A 20862-nucleotide genomic window follows, 5' to 3' on the forward strand; every position below is an offset into this window, starting at 1 on the left:
CGGGGTGAGGTTGGCGGAGCGCGGGGTGCCCGTTGGCCGTTGTGTGCTTTGCCATAGCCGCGGGCGGGCCACCTGCGGCTGGTCGTGCCCGTGCGGCGGAGCCTCGGACGTCATCGCCCCGCGCCCCTTCGGGGGCGCGGTCGCCGACGTCGGTTTCAGGCCGATCCCATGTGGTCGAGCCGTCGCAGGATCACGCCCTCGCGCAGCGCCCAGGGGCAGATCTCCAGGTTCTCCACTCCGAACAGATCCATCGCCCCCTCGGCCACCAGCGCCCCCGCCAGCAGCTGGCCGGAGCGGCCCTCGGAGACGCCGGGCAGTTCCGAGCGCTGTTCGGTGGTCATGCCGGCCAGGCGCGGCACCCAGGCCTCCAGGGACTCCCGCTTCAGCTCGCGCTGGATGTAGAGGCCGTCGGCGGTGCGGGGGGCGCCGGCGATACGGGCCAGCTGCTTGAAGGTCTTGGAGGTGGCGACCACGTGGTCGGGGGCGCCGAAGCGGCTGAACTCTCCCACCGTGCGTGCGATCTCGGCCCGTACATGACGGCGCAGAGTCCTTATCGCCTCGGTGCCGGGCGGGTCCCCGGGCAGCCAGGACGCGGTCAGCCGCCCGGCGCCGAGCGGGAGCGAGACCGCGGCGTCCGGCTCCTCGTCGATGCCGTACGCGATCTCCAGGGAGCCGCCGCCGATGTCCAGGACGAGCAGCTTTCCGGCCGACCAGCCGAACCAGCGGCGGGCGGCGAGGAAGGTGAGCCGGGCCTCCTCGGCGCCGGTGAGGACCTGCAGCTCGACGCCGGTTTCGGCCTGCACGCGCTCGAGGACGTCGTCGGCGTTGCTGGCCTCGCGTACGGCGGAGGTGGCGAACGGCAGCAGTTCCTCGACGCCCTTGTCCTCGGCCGCCTGGAGTGCCTCGTGGATGACACCGATCAGCTTGTCGACCCCGTCGGGGCCGATGGCAGCGTCCCCGTCGAGGAGTTGGGCCAGTCGCAACTCCGCCTTGTGCGAGTGCGCCGGCAGCGGGCGCGCGCCTGGATGCGCATCCACCACCAGCAGATGCACCGTATTAGATCCCACGTCGAGGACACCGAGTCTCATGTACGAAACGCTACTGCCACCTGGGCGCTCGGCCGTCCCCGGAGCGGTCTCGGGCGACTTACCCTGGACGGGTGCCAAAGACGAAAAAGGCGAAAGACCACAAGGCCACCAAATCCTCCAGCGATTCTTCTCGGGTGAAGCCACCGAGGCAGTCGAAGAAGGACCTGTCAGCCGACGAGAAGGGGCTCGACTTCGCACGCGCGTGGGTGGAATTCCCGGATCCGGCGGACGACGAGCAGGTCTTCCGGTGTGATCTGACATGGCTGACCTCTCGCTGGAACTGCATCTTCGGCAGCGGCTGCCAGGGCATCCAGGCGGGCCGCGCGGACGACGGGTGCTGCACGCTGGGCGCGCACTTCTCGGACGAGGACGACGAGAAACGGGTCGCCGAGCACGTGGCGAGGCTCACCCCGGACGTCTGGCAGCACCACGACGAGGGCATGAAGCACGGCTGGGTCTCGGAGGACGACGAGGGCTCCCGCCAGACCCGCCCCTACAAGGGCTCGTGCATCTTCCAGAACCGCCCCGGATTCGAGGGCGGCGCGGGCTGCTCGCTGCACATCCTGGCTCTCAAGGAGGGCCGGGAGCCGCTGGAGACCAAGCCGGACGTCTGCTGGCAGCTGCCGATCCGGCGGACCTTCGACTGGATCGACCGTCCCGACGAGACACGTATCCTGCAGGTCTCCATCGGTGAGTACGACCGCCGGGGCTGGGGTCCGGGCGGCCACGACCTGCACTGGTGGTGCACGTCGGCGACGTCGGCGCACGGCGCGGGCGACCCGGTGTACGTCTCCTACCGGGCCGAGCTGACCGAGCTGATGGGCAAGGCCGGCTACGACCGTCTGGTCGAGCTGTGCGAGGAGCGGCTGGCGTCCGGGCTGCCTCTGCTGGCACCGCACCCGGCGGACCCGACGGCCTGACCGACTGCCGGTCACCGCGCGGGAGCCCCTGATCACGGGTTCTGGCCGTCCGAAGGGCTCGGGTCGCCGCTGTCGGCCGGTGGTGGGGTCGAGCCACCGGAGGGGGTCGGGGACGGGTCGGTGGGTGTCGGGGTCGGCTCGGGTGACGGCGGGTCGCTCGGCGAGGGGCCGGTGGGGGTCGAGCTGGTGGGCGTCGGGTCCGGGGCGGAGGTCGGGGGCGGGTTTCCCGGATTCGTGGGGCCGGTGGGCGCGGTTCCGTAGCCGTCGATCGAGACGACGGCGCCCGCCGGTGACACCGCCACCTGGGCGCTCCAGTGGCCGGACGGCTCGCGCAGATGGTCGACGTACACCTTGATCGTCAACGACTCGCCGGGCCGGAGGGTTCCCGAGGACTGGCTGAGGTAGAGCCAGCGGGCCGAGGTGGCGGCGGACCAGCGGACCGGCGCGGCGCCGGAGGCGGTGAGCGTGATCAGGGTGGTGTCACCGCTGTTGCCTGCCGACACCGCGAGCTGCCCCGCCCCCTTCTTCCCGGCCCCGGAGACACTGATCACCTGCACGGAGACGTCGGACTTCCCGTTCCTGCCCACGTGGGCGCCGGGTCCGAGGTCGGCGTTGCCCGCGTTCTCGTAGTCGTCGGCCGGGTGGCCGCCCAGGCTGTCGGGTCCGTGTGCCTCGCTGGCGGTGGCCGTGTGGCCCTCGGGGTCGTCCCCGGCCGGGGAGCGGTAGGCGGCCCACAGGGCGAGCACGGGGGCGGCGACCACGGTGGCGACGACGGTCGTCGTGACGGCACGCGCGCGTAGCCGGTCGCGGCGGGCGGCACGGTCCTTCGGGTCCATCGGGAAGCCGCGCCGGTCGAAACGCGGAAGCGCCGCGCCCCGCGCGCGCGAGTGGTGCGCCGACGCGCCGTGCAGGGCGGCGCGGGGCGCCTCCAGGACGGGCAGCTCGGCGGGCGTGACGCTGGCGCCGGGCCAGCGGCCCGGGACCGCGCGTTCGGCGGTCCGGCGGCATCGCGGGCAGTCGTCGACGTGCCGGACCAGCTCACGCCGTACGGCCGTGCTGAGGACGAGCTGGTTGTCCCCGGTGAGGAGGGCCACGCCGGGACAGCTGCCGGTCTCGACGACGGCGAGGGCCGCGCGGGTGCGCTCCACCTCGCAGGCGGCGGAGGCCAGCAGCTCGCGGGCGACGGTCCGGTCCATGCCGAGGACGGCGGCGACCTCATGGGCGGCGAGGTGGTGCCGGACGGCGAGTTCGAGCGCCTCGCGCTGTTCCGGGGTGGTCCCGGCGGCCTCCGGCCAGGCGAGCAGCGCGAGTTCGCGCCGACGCTGCTCCTGGACCTCGCCGGACGCGGGCGGGGCGGTGGCCTGCGGGCCCCGCCGCTGCGCTCCCGCACGGCCCGCCGCGTGGGTGCCCTGACGTTTCTGCTTGGCCTCGGCCAGCTTGCGCAGGCACGCCCAGCGGGCCAGCGCGTAGAGCCAGGCCCGGCGGTCCGCCTCGTCCGGGACGCGCTGCCCGCGCCGCCCGGCCAGCGCGAGCACGTCGCCCAGCGCGGCGGTCGCCGTGTCGTGGTCGCACAGCACCGACAGGCAGTAGGTGAACAGACCGTCCAGATACGGCTCGTAGCGCGCCGGCGTCCGCTGCGCCGGCGTGCGCGCCGCAGCACGGTCACGCGCCTCCCGGTGCGCCCGGTGCGCGCCGGTGGTGCGGGTCGAGGTCTCCCTGGTGCTGCTCGTCACCTGTGCGACCGTAGGCGGCGGTGGATGGCCCCTTCTTCCCACTTGAGCACTTTTAATCCGTACGGGTGAAACGATCCCTCATAAGGGGACAGGAACCCTTCATTCCGTGGCTCATTCGCGACGGCGAGTGGCCGGTCCGGTCCCGTACCGGTCCGGCGGTCGGTGCGCTGTCAGTGCCTGCGGCTACGGTTTCCGCATGGCTGCCCGTACCAAGACCACCAAGGACCGCCCGTCCTACCGCTGCACGGAGTGCGGCTGGCAGACGGCCAAGTGGCTCGGCCGGTGTCCCGAGTGCCAGGCCTGGGGGACCGTCGAGGAGTACGGCGCGCCCGCGGTGCGGACCACGACGCCGGGGCGCGTCACCACGTCCGCGCTCCCCATCGGCCAGGTCGACGGGCGCCAGGCCACCGCGCGCCCGACCGGTGTGCCCGAGCTGGACCGGGTGCTCGGGGGCGGACTCGTGCCCGGCGCGGTGGTGCTGCTGGCGGGCGAGCCCGGCGTGGGCAAGTCGACGCTCCTGCTCGACGTGGCGGCCAAGTCCGCGAGCGACGAGCACCGCACGCTCTATGTGACCGGCGAGGAGTCGGCGAGCCAGGTGCGGCTGCGCGCCGATCGCATCAAGGCCATCGACGACCATCTGTATCTCGCGGCCGAGACCGACCTGGCGGCCGTCCTCGGCCACTTGGACGCGGTGAAGCCGTCCCTGCTGATCCTCGACTCCGTGCAGACGGTCGCCTCCCCCGAGATCGACGGGGCGCCCGGCGGCATGGCCCAGGTGCGGGAGGTGGCGGGGGCGCTGATCCGCGCCTCGAAGGAGAGGGGCATGTCCACGCTCCTTGTGGGCCATGTCACCAAGGACGGCGCCATCGCCGGTCCCCGTCTGCTCGAGCACCTCGTGGACGTTGTGCTGCACTTCGAGGGCGACCGCCACGCGCGGCTGCGGCTCGTGCGGGGCGTCAAGAACCGGTACGGCGCCACGGACGAGGTCGGCTGCTTCGAGCTGCACGACGAGGGCATCACGGGCCTTGCCGACCCCAGTGGACTCTTCCTGACCCGTCGTGACGAACCGGTGCCCGGCACCTGCCTGACGGTGACCCTGGAGGGCCGCCGCCCGCTGGTGGCGGAGGTCCAGGCGCTGACCGTCGACTCCCAGATCCCCTCCCCCCGGCGCACCACCTCCGGCCTGGAGACCTCCCGTGTCTCGATGATGCTCGCCGTGCTGGAGCAGCGGGGCAGGATCAGCGCGCTCGGCAAGCGGGACATCTACTCGGCGACGGTGGGCGGGGTGAAGCTCTCGGAGCCCGCCGCGGACCTCGCCATCGCCCTGGCCCTCGCCTCCGCGGCCAGCGACACCCCGCTGCCGAAGAACCTCGTCGCCATCGGTGAGGTGGGTCTCGCGGGCGAGGTCAGACGGGTCACGGGCGTGCAGCGCAGGCTCGCGGAGGCCCACCGTCTGGGCTTCACGCACGCGCTCGTGCCGGGCGATCCGGGCAAGATCCCTCCCGGTATGAAGGTTCTGGAAGTCGCCGACATAGGGGACGCGCTCAGGGTCCTTCCCCGCTCTCGTCACCGAGAGGCCCCACGGGAGGCGGAGGACCGCCGGTAGACTTTGCCCTGGTCTCGCCCGTCCGTGCGAACCGAGTGCGCGAACGGCAGCGCCCAGAACCTGCGACCGGAGGAGTGCAGTGGCAGCCAACGACCGGGCAGCAGCTCCCGGAAAGTCCGGTGGGACTGCCGGTTCCGATGGCCTGATGCGCGCCTCGCTGAGTGCCGTGGCACCCGGTACGGCCCTGCGTGACGGGCTCGAACGCGTACTGAGGGGCAACACGGGCGGACTCATCGTGCTCGGCTCCGACAAGACCGTCGAGGCGATGTGCACCGGCGGTTTCGTCCTGGACGTGGAGTTCACCGCGACGCGCCTGCGCGAGCTGTGCAAGCTCGACGGCGGCATCGTGGTCTCCTCGGACCTGTCGAAGATCCTGCGGGCCGGCGTCCAGCTGGTCCCGGACCCCACGATCCCCACGGAGGAGACGGGCACCCGGCACCGCACGGCGGACCGCGTCTCCAAGCAGGTCGGCTTCCCTGTGGTCTCCGTCTCCCAGTCGATGCGCCTGATCGCCCTGTACGTCGACGGGCAGCGCAGGGTGCTGGAGGACTCGGCGGCGATCCTGTCCCGCGCCAACCAGGCCCTGGCCACGCTGGAGCGCTACAAGCTCCGCCTGGACGAGGTCGCGGGAACGCTGTCGGCGCTGGAGATCGAGGACCTGGTGACGGTCCGCGATGTGTCCGCCGTCGCACAGCGCCTGGAGATGGTGCGCCGCATCGCCACCGAAATCGCCGAATACGTGGTCGAACTGGGCACGGACGGACGCCTCCTGGCGCTCCAGCTGGACGAGCTGATCGCGGGCGTGGAGCCCGAGCGCGAGCTGGTGGTCCGGGACTATGTGCCCGAGCCGACGGCCAAGCGTTCCCGCACGGTCGACGAGGCCCTGTCGGAGCTCGACGCCCTCAGCCACGCCGAGCTCCTCGAACTGCCCACGGTGGCCCGTGCCCTCGGCTACACCGGCTCCCCCGAGGCCCTCGACTCGGCGGTGTCCCCGCGGGGCTTCAGGCTCCTGGCCAAGGTGCCGAGGCTGCCGGGCGCGATCATCGACCGTCTTGTGGAGCACTTCGGCGGTCTGCAGAAGCTCCTCGCGGCGAGCGTGGACGACCTCCAGACCGTGGACGGCGTGGGCGAGGCCCGGGCGCGCAGCGTGCGGGAGGGCCTGTCGCGGCTGGCGGAGTCGTCGATCCTGGAGCGCTACGTCTGAGTTCGGGCCGGGCGCGCCCGCGCGGCGGAGCCGCCCATGTCACCGCCGGGCACCCCTGCCGGGGCGCTCGGCCCCGCACGGCACGACCTAGTCCGCCGACAGCACGAACGACGTCGGCGCGATGCTGAACCCCGAGGCCTTCGCCTCCAGCAGATAAGTGCCCGCCTCCGCCGACCCCGCCGGAGGCGTGGCGCACTGCGGAGCGCTCGGCTTGCGGTCCCACTTCACGGTGTAGGTGATGCTGCTGCCCGCCGGCACCCGGTACACCAGGCTCCCGGCGCCCTTCGGACAGTCGGCCGACGACCAGTACGAGTCGCTGCCGTGGGCCTGGGTGATCGTCAACACCGCGCTCTTCGGACCGAGATCGACCTTGCAGTCACCGGACGACGAGTTCTTCGCGGTGAGTTCGAAAGTCGGGGTCTGATCGGGCGAGTACGAGTTGTGCCGGCTGCGCAGGCTCAACGTGACCGCTCCGGAGGAGCAGTTGGGCAGCCCGGAGGAGGCAGGCAGCGTGGCCGCCGCATTGACGCTGCCGCCGGAGGAGGAACCGGAGCCCGACCCGGAACCGCCGTCCGAACCGCTCCCGTCCGTGGAGCCGGAGCCACCGCCGTCACCCGACCCGCCGTCACCGGACCCGGTGTCGCCCCCGCCGGAGTCGCTCCCGCCGGTGCCCCCGCCCCCCGACTCGTCACGGCCGCCGGGGTGTTGGCTGTTCACCGGCCCGCTGCCGGACGGTCCCGGCGTGATCGTGGACGCGGGATTCTTGCCGTCGGCCCCGCCGGCGTTCTTCTTGCCGCCCCCGCCCCCCGCCGTGGCGATCCAGGCGATCAGCAGCGCCAGAACGGCGACCACCGACAGCATGACGACCCTCCGTCGCCAGTAGATGGAGGAGGGAAGCGGCCCGACCGGATTGCGCAGAGATCCCACGGCGCAAACTTTACGAGAGATCGGCCCGCTTGCTGGCGCCACCCGCCGCCCGAAACCAACTTTTCCGGATCATCATCACGGCAACTTCCCACGAAAGAGCTTCGCTTCACGCTCCGCACGCCCCGCCCCGGCGCCGCCACGGACCGTGTCCGGCCAATGCGTGGCAGGATCGGAAGGGCCATGACTGAGATGCTCCACGCCCCCGTGATCGCCTGGTTCGACACCCACGCCCGCGACCTCCCCTGGCGCCGCCCGGAAGCGGGCCCGTGGGGCGTGATGGTCAGCGAGTTCATGCTCCAGCAGACCCCGGTCAGCCGGGTCCTGCCCGTCTACGAACAGTGGCTGGCCCGTTGGCCCCGCCCCGCGGACCTGGCCGAGGAGGCGCCCGGCGAGGCCGTCCGCGCCTGGGGCCGGCTCGGCTACCCGCGCCGCGCACTGCGTCTGCACGGCGCCGCGGTCGCCATAACGGAGCGGCACGGCGGCGACGTACCGACGGACCACGCACAGTTGCTCGCGCTGCCCGGCATCGGCGAGTACACGGCCGCGGCGGTGGCTTCCTTCGCCTACGGGCAGCGGCACGCCGTGCTGGACACCAATGTCCGCCGGGTCTTCGCCCGCGCGGTCACCGGTGTGCAGTACCCGCCGAACGCCACCACCGCCGCGGAGCGCAGGCTCGCCCGTGAGCTGCTGCCCCAGGACGAGGGCACCGCCGCCCGCTGGGCCGCCGCCTCCATGGAGCTGGGCGCACTGGTGTGCACGGCGAAGAACGAGACCTGCCCGCGCTGCCCGATCGCCGCCCAGTGCGCCTGGCGGCTCGCGGGCAAGCCGGAGCACGAGGGCCCGCCGCGTCGCGGCCAGACGTACGCCGGTACGGACCGCCAGGTCCGCGGCAAGCTCCTCGCCGTACTGCGCGAGGCGCACGCCCCCGTGCCGCAGCCGGCTCTGGACCGGGTGTGGCACGAGCCGGTGCAGCGTGCCCGGGCGCTGGACGGGCTCGTCGCGGACGGTCTGGTGGAGCCGCTGCCGGGCGGCCTCTATCGGCTGCCGCTGAGCTGACACACAGACAAGTCACAGAGCCCGGGGGTTGTTTCACAGCCACCCAGCCCACCAAATCGACCCGTACCAGGGCAATACAACCGCACCCCTTACCCCGAACCCACTTCCGTTACACAACCGACGGACAGCCGAGTGCTTCCCGCAGGCTGCTTCGGACAGCGCCGTGACAACAGCTCCGTAGCTTCATTCCTGTGCCCGGCACGACCAACCGGAGCACCGCAGGACAGGCACAGGGCCGGAGAAAAACGGGGAACGGAGGCGGTTGATCATGGCGCAGGGCGAGGTGCTCGAATTCGAAGAGTACGTCCGCACTCGGCAGGACGCGCTGCTGCGCAGCGCACGCCGTCTGGTCCCGGACCCGGTCGACGCGCAGGACCTGCTCCAGACGGCGCTGGTGCGGACGTACGGCCGCTGGGAGGGCATCGCGGACAAGCGGCTCGCGGACGCCTATCTGCGCCGCGTGATGATCAATACGCGTACCGAGTGGTGGCGGGCCCGGAAGCTGGAGGAAGTCCCGACCGAGCAGCTGCCGGACGCGTGTGTGGAGGACGCCACCGAGCAGCACGCGGACCGCGCGCTCCTGATGGACATCATGAAGGTTCTCGCTCCGAAGCAGCGCAGCGTCGTCGTGCTGCGACACTGGGAGCAGATGTCCACGGAGGAGACGGCCGCCGCCCTCGGCATGTCGGCGGGAACGGTCAAGAGCACGCTGCACCGGGCGCTCGCCCGGCTCCGCGAGGAGCTGGAGGCCCGCGATCTGGACGCACGCGCGCTGGAGCGTGAGGAGCGGGAGCGGTGCGCGGCCTGCCCGCCGATGTGCCGACCGCGGCTCGCGGGGTCTACCAGGCGGCGATCACGGCGGTGGCCGTGATCGCCGCCCTCGGCCTTTTCGTCGCCGCCTGTGCCACCGGCGGCACCGGCGCCCGTGACGAGGGCCCGGCACATGCCGACTCGGTGGCGGGGGCGGGCCCCGTGGCCTCCCCCACCATCGCCCCCTCCGACACGTACAGGGCCGTGGACGCGGTCTCCCTGGTCCGGCACGATCCGCTTGTCTCGGCCGAGGTCAAGCGGTATCTCAAGCCGTGCGGCGACGAGTACCCGGTCGACGTGTCTTACGGCGATCTGACCGGCGGCTCGGTCGACGACATCGTGGTCAATGTGCTGACCTGTGCCGACGCCGTGGGCGTCGGCTCGTACGTGTACCGCGAGTACGACGGCAGGTACGAGAATGTGTTCAAGGCCGAGGAGTCCCCGGTCTACGCGGAGATAGACCGGGGCGACCTGATGGTGACCAAGCAGGTGTACGACAAGGGCGACCCCGTGTCGAATCCGTCCGGCGAGAACGTGATCACATACAGCTGGGAATCCGGGCGCTTCGTCCAGGAGGACTACCACCACACCGACTACAGCAACGCGGTCGGTGGCAAACCGTCGCCGGTGCCGTCCGGCTGAAGTGAACCCGGCACCCGATTCGTACGTCACCTCCGTGACAGCACGAAGAACCCCCACGAGGACTGAGAGCAGCGGGATGGCAGACCAGACCCATGTCCTGTTCGTCGAGGACGACGACGTCATCCGCGAGGCCACCCAGCTCGCCCTGGAGCGGGACGGTTTCGCCGTCACCGCGATGCCGGACGGGCTGTCGGGGCTGGAGGCGTTCCGCGCGAACCGCCCCGACATCGCGCTCCTGGACGTCATGGTCCCGGGCCTGGACGGGGTGAGCCTGTGCCGGCGGATCCGCGACGAGTCGACGGTGCCGGTGATCATGCTGTCGGCGCGCGCCGACTCCATCGACGTCGTCCTGGGACTGGAGGCGGGCGCCGACGACTATGTGACCAAGCCGTTCGACGGCGCTGTCCTGGTCGCCCGCATCCGTGCGGTGCTGCGCCGTTTCGGGCACGCCGGCGGGGGCGCACAGACGGGGGCCGACCCATCGGCGATCGACGGTGGCGTACTCACGTTCGGCGAACTGGAGATCGACACCGAGGGCATGGAGGTACGCCGGGCCGGTCAGCCGGTGGCGCTGACGCCCACCGAGATGCGGCTGCTGCTGGAGTTCTCCTCGACGCCGGGCACGGTGCTCTCACGGGACAAGCTGCTCGAACGCGTGTGGGACTACGGCTGGGGCGGCGACACACGTGTCGTCGACGTCCATGTGCAGCGGCTGCGTACAAAGATCGGCCAGGACCGGATCGAGACGGTCCGCGGCTTCGGTTACAAGCTGAAGGCCTGAGCGGGGCGGACATGCGGGGGATCATTCGGCGGCCGCTCGGAGGGTGCATGGAGCGCGCGGGCATCCGCACAGGGCTCAGATGGAAGCTCAGCGCGGCCATCGCGATGGTCGGTGCGCTGGTGGCGATCGCGCTCAGCCTGGTCGTGCACAACGCCGCCCGCGTATCGATGCTGGACAACGCGCGCGACCTCGCGGACGAGCGCCTCCAGATCGCCCAGCGCAACTTCGACCTGTCCGGGCGGCCGAACTTCCCCAACATCGAGGTCGACGCCCCGGACCTGCCGCCCGCGCTGCGCGAGAAGGTCGAGGAAGGCCGCCGGGCCACGTACGTCACCGACCGCGGCGGCGACGTTCCGGACATCTGGGCGGCGGTCCCGGTCAAGGGCGGACATGTCCTGTCGCTCCACAGCCACTTCACCGACCGCAGCACGAACGTGATGAAAGACCTCGACCAGGCCCTGGTCATCGGCTCCATCGCGGTCGTGCTCGGCGGCAGCGCGCTCGGTGTACTGATCGGCGGGCAGTTGTCGGGCCGGCTGCGCAAGGCGGCGTCCGCCGCGAACCAGGTCGCCAGGGGCGAGCCGGACGTCCGGGTGCGGGACGCCATCGGCGGTGTCGTACGGGACGAGACCGACGACCTCGCCCGGGCGGTGGACGCCATGGCGGACGCGCTGCAGCAGCGGCTGGAGGCCGAGCGCCGGGTCACCGCCGACATCGCGCACGAGCTGCGCACGCCGGTGACGGGGCTGCTGACGGCCGCCGAGCTGCTGCCGCCGGGGCGGCCGACCGAGCTGGTGCTGGACCGGGCCAAGGCGATGCGCACCCTCGTCGAGGACGTGCTGGAGGTGGCCCGGCTGGACGGCGCCTCCGAGCGGGCCGAGCTGCAGGACATCATGCTGGGCGAGTTCGTCGCCCGGCGCGTGGCCGCCAAGGACCCGGCGATCGCCGTACACGTGGTGCACGAGTCGGAGGTCACGACCGACCCCCGGCGGCTGGAGCGGGTGCTGTTCAACCTGCTCGCCAACGCCACCCGGCACGGCAAGCCGCCCATCGAGGTCACCGTGGAGGGCCGGGTCATCCGGGTCCGCGACCACGGCCGCGGCTTCCCCGAGGAACTGCTCGCCGAGGGACCGAGCCGCTTCCGCACCGGCAGCAAGGACCGCGCCGGGCAGGGGCACGGCCTGGGCCTGACCATCGCGGCGGGACAAGCCCGGGTACTCGGCGCCCGCCTGACGTTCCGCAACGTACGCCCCGCGGGCGCGCCGCCCCATGTACCGGCGGAGGGCGCGGTGGCCGTCCTGTGGCTCCCGGAACACGCCCCGACGAACACGGGCAGCTATCCGACGCTGCCGTAGCAGCCGTCGCATCGATCCGCTGCCGCAGCGCCGGGCTTAGCGGAACAGGCGCACGCGCCGGCGCGAAGGTGACGACGGATCGCTGAGGGGGCGGCGACACCCTCCGGCGGCCGCGGGGCTCAGCAGACCCGGAGCGACCGGCGAAGCGAACGCGGCGAGGGGCCGCTGAGGGCCGGGCGCCGCCGGGGATCAAGGCCGTCTCGCCCGGGCGTCGCGGGCAGCCATCGATGGACCGCCCCGAGAAATCGCCCGCGCGGTGCGCATGCCGGCCGCCAGGGACTTCCTCACCGACGTGATCCCGGATGCGACCGGTCGCGCGAAGCCGGGCGACGGGCCGCTTCGAAAGCCGGGCGTCGCCGCGGATCAACCCCGTCTCACCCCGCGCGGCAAGCCGCAGCGGCTCAGCAGGCCCAGTCCTTGTCCATGTCGAGGCCCCCCTCGCGGGGCTGGGTGAAGGAGAACCAGTTGCCGGAGTCGTCGCGGAACAGGGCCTCCGTGCCGTAGGGACGCTCCTGCGGCTCCTGGAGGAATTCGACGCCGCGGTCCTTGAGCCTCTTGTAGTCGCCGTGGATGTCGTCGGTGGTCAGCACACCCGCGCCCAGCGCGCCCTTGGCGACCAGCTTCTTGACCATCTCGGCGGACTCGGGATCCATCGCCGGCGGCCCGGGCACCATCAGCGTGAGCTCGACGTCGGGCTGGTCCGGGGAGCCGACGGTGAGCCAGCGCATTCCGCCGTCGCCCATCGACATGTCCGTACGGGCCTCCAGGCCCAGCTTCTCGGTGTAGAACTCCTTGGCCCGGTCCTGGTCGAGTACCCAGACGGTCGAAATCTTGAGTCCCTTGATCATGGCGTGCTCCTGTCCGCGGGGATCGGCTGTTTGCCCCGCCACCGTAGGCAGCCGGGATCACAGCCGGCTTCTCCAGAATTGCTCCGGGCACTGCCGGGGCCGCTTCTGAATCCGCCCGCCCAGAGCATGGCGTAGCAGCCCGGTATCAGCGCGGCCCCGCGGCCCACGTGCTTGACCCGGTACTCGCTGGGAGTCAGCCCGGTCCACGCCTTGAACCGCGTCGAGAAGGTGCCCAGGCTGCTGAAGCCGACCAGATGGCAGATCTCGGTCACCGACAGATTGGCGGTGCGCAGCAGGTCCTCCGCCCGCTCGATGCGGCGGTGCGTCAGATACTGGCCGGGCGTCTCGCCGTACGCCTCCTTGAAGGCGCGGATGAAGTGGTACCGCGAATACCCGGCGTGCGCGGCCACCGCGTCCAGGTCGAGCTCCGGGTCGGCCCAGTCGCGGTCCATGGCGTCCTTCGCCAGGCGCAACTGGCGCATCTTGTCCATACCGCGATGGTGGCACGGGCCACTGACATCGGGTCCCGGGCAGGAAGAAGGCCCCCGGGGCGGACACCATCCGGGGGCCTTCGTTCAAGGGCGGATCAGACGGCCTCGATCACCGGGGCCGCCGCGTCGGCGCTGTCGGCCGCGGACTCCGGCTTCTGGGGTCCGCTCTTGAGCGGGACCTCCTTCACGAACAGCGCCGCCGCCAGCACGATCACGGCGATCACCGCGCCCAGCAGGAACGCCGAGTGCGTACCGGCGGACACCGCGTGCTGGTACGCCTCTCGCACCGGTGCGGGCAGCTTGGCCAGGCTGGCCGCGTCCAGCTGTGCGGACTTCGCGGTCGTCCTGGCGGCGAGCGCACCGCCCCGCTCGGCCATGACGTCCTGGACCCGGTGGTTGAACAGCGCGCCCATGATCGCGACACCGAAGGAGGAGCCGAGCGTACGGAACAGGGTCGTCGACGAGGACGCGACGCCCATGTCCTTCATCTCCACGCTGTTCTGCGCGACCAGCATGGTGATCTGCATCAGGCAGCCCATGCCGAGACCGAGGACGGCCATGTACACGCCCGAGGTGAACCGGGAGGTGCCGGTGTCCATCAGCGACAGCAGGTACAGGCCCGTGATCATCAGGACGGCGCCGACGATCGGGAAGATCTTGTAGCGGCCGCTGGTGGTGGTCACCCGCCCGGCCACCATCGAGGTCACCAGCATCGCGCCGAGCATCGGCAGGAGCAGCAGACCGGAGTTGGTGGCGGAGGCGCCCTGGACCGACTGCTGGTACAGCGGCAGGAACAGCGTGGCGCCGAACATCACGAAGCCGGTGATGAAGCCGATGACCGACATCAGCGTGAAGTTGCGGCTGCGGAAGATGTGCAGCGGCAGGACCGGCTCGGCGGCCCTCGTCTGCCAGAACACGAAGCCGACCAGGGCGACGACGCCGATGGCGATCAGTTCCATGATCCGCGCGGACGTCCAGGCGTACTCCGTGCCGCCCCAGGTCGTGACGAGCACGATCGAGGTGATGCCGACGGTCAGCAGGATGACGCCGAGGTAGTCGATGCCCGCCTTGGTCCGCTTCTTCGGCAGGTGCAGCACGGCGCTGATCAGCAGCAGCGCGACGGCGCCGAGCGGCAGGTTGATGTAGAAGGACCAGCGCCAGCCCCAGTTGTCGGTGATGGTGCCGCCGACCAGCGGGCCGCCGATCATCGCGAGCGCCATGACACCGGCCATCATGCCCTGGTACTTGCCGCGCTCCCGCGGCGGGACGAGGTCACCGATGATCGCCATGACGCCGACCATCAGACCGCCGGCGCCGAGGCCCTGGACGGCCCGGAACCCGATCAGCTCGCCCATGTTCTGGGCCATACCGCTCAGCGCGGAGCCGATCAGGAAGATCACGATCGAGGTCATGAAGGCGCCCTTGCGCCCGTACATGTCTCCGAGCTTGCCCCAGATCGGGGTGGCCGCCGCGGTGGCCAGCGTGTAGCCGGTCACCACCCAGGACAGGTGCTCCAGGCCGCCCAGCTCACCGACGATCGTCGGCATCGCCGTGCCCACGATCATGTTGTCGAGCATCGCGAGCATCATCGCGATCATCAGCGCGAGCAGGACGACCCGCACGCTCCGCTGCTTCTTGCCCTGCTGCTCGCCGGAGACCCCTTCGGGTGACTCCTGGCCCGCCAAGGCCGCTTGTGTGTCCGCCATCTTTCTTTCCCACTCCCCCAGCGACCGCTACTTACTTGCCGACCGGCTAGTTGTCTACACTGGGAAGTTAGCCGCGGAACTAGCCGGGCGTCAAGTAAGTTAGCTAGTCGGGCGGCAAGTAAGTTTCCGCGGGAGCGCGAGGAGTACGAGGATGGGCGGCACCATGGACGGCACCAAGCAGCAGCGCCGCGGCAATACCCGCCAGCGCATCCAGGACGTCGCGCTCGAACTCTTCGCCGAGCAGGGCTACGAGAAGACGTCATTGCGAGAGATCGCCGAGCGCCTCGACGTGACCAAGGCGGCGCTCTACTACCACTTCAAGACGAAGGAAGAGATCATCGTCAGCCTCTTCCAGGACCTGACGAAGCCGATGGAGGACCTGATCGAGTGGGGCAGGCAGCAGCCCCACACCCTGGAGACCAAGCAGGAGATCGTACGGCGCTACAGCCAGGCGCTGATCGGCGCGGAACCGCTCTTCCGCTTCATGCAGGAGAACCAGGCGACGGTCCGCGAACTGCGCATCGGCGAAACCTTCAAGGACCGGATGCACAGTCTGCGGGACATCATGATCGACCCCGCGGCACCGCTCGTCGAGCAGGTCCGCTGCGTGAGCGCGCTGTTTACGCTGCACGCCGGGATGTTCGTGATGCAGGACCTGGAAGGCGACCCCGAGAAGCGGCGCGAGGCCGTTCTCGAAGTCGCCGTGGACCTCGTCACGCAGGCGCACCGGGGCGCCCAACGGGAGGAGCAGGTCAGACCTTGACGCCCTTGGCGTGCAGGAAGGAGACCGGGTCGATCGCGGAGCCGTAGTTCGGGGTCGTACGGATCTCGAAGTGCAGGTGCGGACCGGTGGAGTTGCCGGTGCTGCCGGACAGGGCGATGTGCTGGCCGGTGCTGACGACCTGCCCGATCTTGACGTCGATCCGGGACAGGTGGGCGTACTGCGAGTAGGTCCCGTTGCCGTGCTTGATGACGACGGCGTTGCCGTACGCGGGACCGTCACCGGCGCCGTTGCCGCCGGCCTTGACGACCGTGCCGCCGTGCGCGGCGACGACCTCGGTGCCCGTCGGCACGGCGAAGTCCTGGCCGCTGTGCTTGGCGACCCAGTGGCTGCCGGACTGCATGAAGCTGGCCGAGAGCGTGTACTTCTTCACCGGGTCGACCCAGGAGGTGGCGGACGCGGTGGCGGCGCTTGCGACCCCGGTTCCCACGACGGCCGTGGCACCCAGACCGGCGGCCAGGACGGCCACCCGGGTGCGGAGCTGGGACGTGCGGGTGGAACGGGACGTAACGCGCTTGAACATCTAGACCTCGTGGAGTCGGGGACTTGGAACCACCCGGCGCACAACCGTCCGCCGGATGGGGCATCTCTTGGTAACCCGCGATCCCGCCTGGTCTCAAACCCCCCTGTCTACGGCGAAAGCTAGTACTTGGTGGTGTTATCGCCAGATTCTTGACAGGTGGGAGTTTTCGGGCATCACTGCGCCGACGTCGTCCGTTCACGGGGGATTGGGACGTAAAAATCCCTTTTACCCTGATGGAAAGTCCCACTATCTCCGCTAGTAACGGACATATCGCCTGTGCGGCATGTCACCGACTCCCAAGATCGACGGACACCGGAATGTGACCGGCGCTACACCGGCCGGCGATCGCGCGACCAAGGGAGTGGAGGGGATGGATCCGGCAGCGCTCGGCACCGGGCACGCGTAACCCGCTGCCACGTCGTGGCAAGTGGTGTTCCTGTCTTCGCGGTGAGGGCCTTGCATCAATGCCGGGCACCCCACCCGGAGATGCAGGCCGGGTCGACCGCACACCACTCGACCGGCAGCAGCTCCCAGCCCCTGGCCAGGGAGCGGATCCCCGCGCTCCTTCCCCAGCCGGCCGAGTGGCACATCCTCGGCGGCGAGGACGTCGGGCAACGCCTCGGCCTCGAACCGCTCCTGGAATTGCCCCACTTGGAGTGGGTCCTCGTCCCGGCCGGAACCGCCCCGGTGCGCGGACTCGACCAACTGTTGTGCAGACAGGTCCAGTTCCTGGGCGCAAGCGGGGCGCGCCATGGAACTCACGGCGTCAGACGGCGAGTTCCGGGCCGCGCCCAGAATTCACAGCCCGGTGTGACGCAGATCTCTGTACGCCTACCCTCCGGTAACCTTACGGTTCCCCTCGCGCCACCCTCACCCAAGATCATGCCCCTGACAGGCCTGTACGGACGTGAGAGGACCCCCACCGATGACCAGACGCCCCTGGGCTCGCCGACTATCCGTGACCGCCATCTCGGTGGCCGCATTCGCGGCCATGGCCACCCCCGCCGACGCCGCGACCGCCGCCAAGGTCGACTACGCGACCTGGCAGAAGGACTGCCAGACCGTGATGGGCCAGGCCCTGCCGTATCTGAAGGACCGTATCGACGACGCCAAGCCCGGCGAGAAGCAGGCGATCGTCTTCGACATCGACAACACCACGCTGGAGACCGACTTCGGCTTCAGCTACCCCCAGCCGGCCAACAAGCCGGTCCTGAACGTCGCCGAGTACGCCCAGGAACACGGCGTCTCCCTGTTCTTCGTGACCGCCCGCCCGGGCATCATCGCCGCGCCCACCGAGTTCAACCTCGAGTACGACGGCTATGACGTCTCCGGTCTCTATGTCCGCGGCTTCTTCGACCTCTTCAAGGACGTCGCCGCGTACAAGACCGCCCAGCGCGTCGCCATCGAGAACAAGGGCTACACGATCATCGCGAACATCGGCAACAGCGCCACCGACCTGTCGGGCGGCCACGCCGAGAAGACGTTCAAGCTGCCCGACTACAACGGTCAGTTGTCGTAACCGCGGGTCTTCCCGGCGCAGCGCATGCGAAAGGGGCCGGTGCTCGAGAGCACCGGCCCCTTTCGTCGGCTCGACCCGCGGGGGGTCAGGCGTCCTTGCTCAGGTTCGGCCCGGCTCCGCCGGCCGCCTGCTCGATCGGCGGGACGTCGGGCAGCGCCGACTTCTCCTCGCCGCGGAAGGTGAAGGTCTTGTTCTCACCCTCGCCCTCGGTGTCCACGACCACGATGTGACCGGGGCGCAGCTCGCCGAAGAGGATCTTCTCGGAGAGCGAGTCCTCGATCTCGCGCTGGATGGTGCGGCGCAGCGGCCGGGCGCCCAGCACGGGGTCGTAACCCTTCTTGGACAGCAGCTCCTTGGCGGACTGGGAGAGCTCGATGCCCATGTCCCGGTCCTTCAGGCGCTCGTCCACCTTGCCGATCATCAGGTCGACGATCCGCAGGATGTCCGCCTGCGTCAGCTGCGGGAAGACGACCACGTCGTCGACGCGGTTCAGGAACTCGGGGCGGAAGTGCTGCTTGAGCTCGTCCGACACCTTGTTCTTCATGCGCTCGTAGTTGGACTTCGTGTCACCCGTGGCCGCGAAGCCCAGGTTGAAGCCCTTCGAGATGTCCCGGGTGCCGAGGTTGGTGGTCATGATGATGACCGTGTTCTTGAAGTCCACGACCCGGCCCTGGGAGTCGGTCAGACGACCGTCCTCCAGGATCTGCAGCAGCGAGTTGAAGATGTCCGGGTGGGCCTTCTCCACCTCGTCGAAGAGGACGACGGAGAACGGCTTGCGACGGACCTTCTCGGTCAGCTGGCCACCCTCTTCGTAGCCCACGTAGCCGGGGGGCGAACCGAAGAGACGCGACACCGTGTGCTTCTCGCTGAACTCCGACATGTCGAGGGAGATCAGCGCGTCCTCGTCACCGAAGAGGAACTCGGCGAGCGCCTTGGACAGCTCGGTCTTACCGACACCGGACGGGCCGGCGAAGATGAACGAACCACCCGGACGCTTCGGGTCCTTGAGGCCCGCGCGCGTACGGCGGATCGCCTTGGACAGCGCCTTGACGGCGTCGTCCTGGCCGATGACCCGCTTGTGCAGCTCCTCCTCCATGCGGAGCAGGCGGCTGGACTCCTCCTCGGTCAGCTTGAAGACCGGGATGCCGGTGGCCGTGGCGAGGACCTCGGCGATCAGCTCGCCGTCGACCTCGGCGACGACGTCCATGTCGCCGGCCTTCCACTCCTTCTCCCGCTTGGCCTTGGCGGCCAGGAGCTGCTTCTCCTTGTCGCGCAGGGAGGCGGCCTTCTCGAAGTCCTGCGAGTCGATCGCGGACTCCTTGTCCCGGCGGACGGCGGCGATCTTCTCGTCGAACTCGCGCAGGTCCGGCGGAGCGGTCATCCGGCGGATGCGCATCCGGGAGCCGGCCTCGTCGATCAGGTCGATCGCCTTGTCCGGCAGGAAGCGGTCCGAGATGTACCGGTCGGCCAGGGTGGCGGCCTGGACCAGCGCCTCGTCGGTGATGGAGACGCGGTGGTGCGCCTCGTAACGGTCACGCAGACCCTTGAGGATCTCGATCGTGTGCGGCAGGGACGGCTCGGCGACCTGGATGGGCTGGAAGCGGCGCTCCAGGGCCGCGTCCTTCTCCAAGTGCTTGCGGTACTCGTCCAGCGTGGTCGCACCGATGGTCTGCAGCTCACCGCGCGCCAGCATCGGCTTCAGGATCGAAGCGGCGTCGATGGCGCCCTCGGCGGCACCCGCACCGACCAGCGTGTGGAGCTCGTCGATGAACAGGATGATGTCGCCGCGGGTGCGGATCTCCTTGAGCACCTTCTTCAGGCGCTCCTCGAAGTCACCGCGGTAGCGGGAGCCGGCGACCAGGGCACCGAGGTCCAGCGTGTAGAGGTGCTTGTCCTTGAGCGTCTCGGGCACCTCGCCCTTGACGATGGCCTGGGCGAGACCCTCGACGACGGCGGTCTTGCCGACGCCGGGCTCACCGATCAGGACCGGGTTGTTCTTGGTACGGCGGGACAGCACCTGCATGACCCGCTCGATCTCCTTCTCGCGCCCGATGACCGGGTCGAGCTTGGACTCACGAGCGGCCTGGGTGAGGTTCCGGCCGAACTGGTCCAGGACGAGGGAGGTCGAGGGGGTGCCCTCGGCCGGGCCGCCGGCGGTGGCGGTCTCCTTGCCCTGGTAGCCCGACAGCAGCTGGATGACCTGCTGGCGGACACGGTTGAGATCAGCGCCCAGCTTGACCAGGACCTGGGCGGCGACGCCCTCGCCCTCACGGATCAGGCCGAGCAGGATGTGCTCCGTGCCGATGTAGTTGTGGCCCAGCTGAAGGGCCTCGCGGAGCGACAGCTCCAGGACCTTCTTGGCACGGGGGGTGAAGGGGATGTGCCCGGACGGGGCCTGCTGGCCCTGGCCGATGATCTCCTCCACCTGCTGGCGGACCGCCTCGAGCGAAATCCCGAGGCTCTCAAGGGCCTTGGCGGCGACACCCTCACCCTCGTGGATCAGGCCCAGGAGGATGTGCTCGGTGCCGATGTAGTTGTGGTTGAGCATCCGGGCTTCTTCCTGAGCCAGGACGACAACCCGCCGCGCGCGGTCGGTGAACCTCTCGAACATCGTTAATCGCTCCTCAGAGCGGTCAGGCAGTGGGGGGAACTTCCCCTCCCTGTCCTTCCGCAGCTTAGTCCCGCAAGCGGGGACCGCTCATTCCAACTGCCGACACCGTCGATGGCCTCCTGACCCCGAACGCCGACATCTGCTCCAACCCGATGGTGCGAGACGATGTTCCCGCAGGCCAGACAGTTACCCCTGTCTCCAGTACGCCGATGGCGAACGTGAGACGGCCCGTCCTGCGTGTCGCCCCCTCCCACTAGGGAT

At 70.2% G+C, this 20862-nt stretch carries 18 protein-coding genes; 10 read left to right on the forward strand and 8 right to left on the reverse strand.

Annotated elements, in window-relative coordinates; all coding sequences use genetic code 11:
* Positions 1-155 precede the first annotated feature (155 nt).
* Complete coding sequence (locus Q8A52_RS44170; protein ID WP_316763221.1) at positions 156-1088, reverse strand: Ppx/GppA phosphatase family protein; 933 nt, start codon at positions 1086-1088, stop codon at positions 156-158.
* Between the two features lie 71 nt (positions 1089-1159).
* On the opposite strand from Q8A52_RS44170, the gene Q8A52_RS44175 reads away from it, so the two are divergent.
* A complete protein-coding gene (locus Q8A52_RS44175) occupies positions 1160-2008 on the forward strand; it encodes a hypothetical protein (protein ID WP_316763224.1) in 849 nt (282 codons plus the stop codon).
* Between the two features lie 32 nt (positions 2009-2040).
* On the opposite strand, the gene Q8A52_RS44180 is transcribed toward Q8A52_RS44175, so the two are convergent.
* A complete protein-coding gene (locus Q8A52_RS44180) occupies positions 2041-3741 on the reverse strand; it encodes a BACON domain-containing protein (RefSeq protein ID WP_316763227.1) in 1701 nt (566 codons plus the stop codon).
* Between the two features lie 196 nt (positions 3742-3937).
* Here Q8A52_RS44180 and radA point away from each other — a divergent pair, with 196 nt between their 5' ends.
* On the forward strand, positions 3938-5347 hold the full coding sequence (gene radA, locus Q8A52_RS44185) for a DNA repair protein RadA (protein WP_316763228.1): 1410 nt from the start codon (positions 3938-3940) through the stop codon (positions 5345-5347).
* A gap of 79 nt (positions 5348-5426) precedes the next feature.
* A complete protein-coding gene (disA, locus tag Q8A52_RS44190; RefSeq protein ID WP_316763231.1) occupies positions 5427-6551 on the forward strand; it encodes a DNA integrity scanning diadenylate cyclase DisA in 1125 nt (374 codons plus the stop codon).
* An 87-nt stretch (positions 6552-6638) separates the two neighbouring features.
* On the opposite strand, the gene Q8A52_RS44195 is transcribed toward disA, so the two are convergent.
* Positions 6639-7478 (reverse strand): hypothetical protein, encoded by an 840-nt coding sequence (locus Q8A52_RS44195; protein ID WP_316763233.1) that lies wholly within the window; start codon positions 7476-7478, stop codon positions 6639-6641.
* 180 nt (positions 7479-7658) lie between these two features.
* On the opposite strand from Q8A52_RS44195, the gene Q8A52_RS44200 reads away from it, so the two are divergent.
* The 5 genes from Q8A52_RS44200 (at position 7659) to cseC (ending at position 12122) form a co-directional block, all read left to right on the forward strand.
* Complete coding sequence (locus tag Q8A52_RS44200) at positions 7659-8534, forward strand: HhH-GPD family protein (RefSeq protein ID WP_316763236.1); 876 nt, start codon at positions 7659-7661, stop codon at positions 8532-8534.
* A 268-nt stretch (positions 8535-8802) separates the two neighbouring features.
* Positions 8803-9405 (forward strand): SigE family RNA polymerase sigma factor, encoded by a 603-nt coding sequence (locus tag Q8A52_RS44205; protein ID WP_316763238.1) that lies wholly within the window; start codon positions 8803-8805, stop codon positions 9403-9405.
* On the forward strand, positions 9330-9986 hold the full coding sequence (locus tag Q8A52_RS44210; RefSeq protein WP_316763240.1) for a hypothetical protein: 657 nt from the start codon (positions 9330-9332) through the stop codon (positions 9984-9986). The genes Q8A52_RS44205 and Q8A52_RS44210 overlap by 76 nt, the downstream gene beginning before the upstream one ends.
* A gap of 76 nt (positions 9987-10062) precedes the next feature.
* Complete coding sequence (cseB, locus tag Q8A52_RS44215) at positions 10063-10767, forward strand: two-component system response regulator CseB (RefSeq protein WP_316763242.1); 705 nt, start codon at positions 10063-10065, stop codon at positions 10765-10767.
* 11 nt (positions 10768-10778) lie between these two features.
* Entirely contained in the window at positions 10779-12122 is a 1344-nt protein-coding gene (gene cseC / locus Q8A52_RS44220; RefSeq protein ID WP_316763245.1) for a two-component system sensor histidine kinase CseC, read from the forward strand.
* A 401-nt stretch (positions 12123-12523) separates the two neighbouring features.
* On the opposite strand, the gene Q8A52_RS44225 is transcribed toward cseC, so the two are convergent.
* The 3 genes from Q8A52_RS44225 to Q8A52_RS44235 form a co-directional block, all read right to left on the reverse strand.
* On the reverse strand, positions 12524-12970 hold the full coding sequence (locus Q8A52_RS44225) for a VOC family protein (RefSeq protein WP_316763248.1): 447 nt from the start codon (positions 12968-12970) through the stop codon (positions 12524-12526).
* Positions 12967-13452, reverse strand: coding sequence for a helix-turn-helix transcriptional regulator (locus Q8A52_RS44230; protein WP_316763376.1), 486 nt, complete (start codon positions 13450-13452; stop codon positions 12967-12969). Before Q8A52_RS44230 ends, Q8A52_RS44225 begins: the two co-directional genes overlap by 4 nt.
* 104 nt (positions 13453-13556) lie before the next feature.
* Complete coding sequence (locus Q8A52_RS44235) at positions 13557-15167, reverse strand: MDR family MFS transporter (protein ID WP_316763251.1); 1611 nt, start codon at positions 15165-15167, stop codon at positions 13557-13559.
* A 151-nt stretch (positions 15168-15318) separates the two neighbouring features.
* Between Q8A52_RS44235 and Q8A52_RS44240 the strand changes: the two genes are divergently transcribed.
* A complete protein-coding gene (locus tag Q8A52_RS44240; protein ID WP_316763254.1) occupies positions 15319-15930 on the forward strand; it encodes a TetR/AcrR family transcriptional regulator in 612 nt (203 codons plus the stop codon).
* Here Q8A52_RS44240 and Q8A52_RS44245 read toward each other — a convergent pair.
* Positions 15920-16471 carry a M23 family metallopeptidase gene (locus Q8A52_RS44245; RefSeq protein WP_316763255.1) on the reverse strand — a complete coding sequence of 184 codons (552 nt, stop codon included), beginning with the start codon at positions 16469-16471 and terminating at the stop codon, positions 15920-15922. The two genes, Q8A52_RS44240 and Q8A52_RS44245, sit on opposite strands and share 11 nt — an antisense overlap.
* Positions 16472-17396: 925 nt before the next feature.
* Here Q8A52_RS44245 and Q8A52_RS44250 point away from each other — a divergent pair.
* The gene (locus Q8A52_RS44250) at positions 17397-17990 is read left to right on the forward strand and encodes an HAD family acid phosphatase (protein ID WP_316763258.1); all 594 of its coding nucleotides are present in this window, start codon (positions 17397-17399) and stop codon (positions 17988-17990) included.
* Positions 17991-18075: 85 nt separating this feature from the next.
* Here Q8A52_RS44250 and Q8A52_RS44255 read toward each other — a convergent pair whose 3' ends face one another.
* Entirely contained in the window at positions 18076-20601 is a 2526-nt protein-coding gene (locus tag Q8A52_RS44255) for an ATP-dependent Clp protease ATP-binding subunit (protein ID WP_316763261.1), read from the reverse strand.
* Between the last annotated feature and the right edge of the window lie 261 nt (positions 20602-20862).

Source organism: Streptomyces herbicida (assembly GCF_032656585.1).
Taxonomy (GTDB): Bacteria; Actinomycetota; Actinomycetes; order Streptomycetales; family Streptomycetaceae; genus Streptomyces; species Streptomyces herbicida.

What these genes read in the sequence shown, in the direction of transcription:
- Q8A52_RS44170 (WP_316763221.1), bottom strand. Translation starts at nt 1,088, where the DNA reads ATGAGACTCGGTGTCCTCGACGTGGGATCTAATACGGTGCATCTGCTG.
- radA (WP_316763228.1), top strand. Translation starts at nt 3,938, where the DNA reads ATGGCTGCCCGTACCAAGACCACCAAGGACCGCCCGTCCTACCGCTGC.
- Q8A52_RS44200 (WP_316763236.1), top strand. Translation starts at nt 7,659, where the DNA reads ATGACTGAGATGCTCCACGCCCCCGTGATCGCCTGGTTCGACACCCAC.
- Q8A52_RS44205 (WP_316763238.1), top strand. Translation starts at nt 8,803, where the DNA reads ATGGCGCAGGGCGAGGTGCTCGAATTCGAAGAGTACGTCCGCACTCGG.
- cseB (WP_316763242.1), top strand. Translation starts at nt 10,063, where the DNA reads ATGGCAGACCAGACCCATGTCCTGTTCGTCGAGGACGACGACGTCATC.
- cseC (WP_316763245.1), top strand. Translation starts at nt 10,779, where the DNA reads ATGCGGGGGATCATTCGGCGGCCGCTCGGAGGGTGCATGGAGCGCGCG.
- Q8A52_RS44225 (WP_316763248.1), bottom strand. Translation starts at nt 12,970, where the DNA reads ATGATCAAGGGACTCAAGATTTCGACCGTCTGGGTACTCGACCAGGAC.
- Q8A52_RS44230 (WP_316763376.1), bottom strand. Translation starts at nt 13,452, where the DNA reads ATGCGCCAGTTGCGCCTGGCGAAGGACGCCATGGACCGCGACTGGGCC.
- Q8A52_RS44235 (WP_316763251.1), bottom strand. Translation starts at nt 15,167, where the DNA reads ATGGCGGACACACAAGCGGCCTTGGCGGGCCAGGAGTCACCCGAAGGG.
- Q8A52_RS44240 (WP_316763254.1), top strand. Translation starts at nt 15,319, where the DNA reads ATGGGCGGCACCATGGACGGCACCAAGCAGCAGCGCCGCGGCAATACC.
- Q8A52_RS44245 (WP_316763255.1), bottom strand. Translation starts at nt 16,471, where the DNA reads ATGTTCAAGCGCGTTACGTCCCGTTCCACCCGCACGTCCCAGCTCCGC.
- Q8A52_RS44250 (WP_316763258.1), top strand. Translation starts at nt 17,397, where the DNA reads ATGACCAGACGCCCCTGGGCTCGCCGACTATCCGTGACCGCCATCTCG.
- Q8A52_RS44255 (WP_316763261.1), bottom strand. Translation starts at nt 20,601, where the DNA reads ATGTTCGAGAGGTTCACCGACCGCGCGCGGCGGGTTGTCGTCCTGGCT.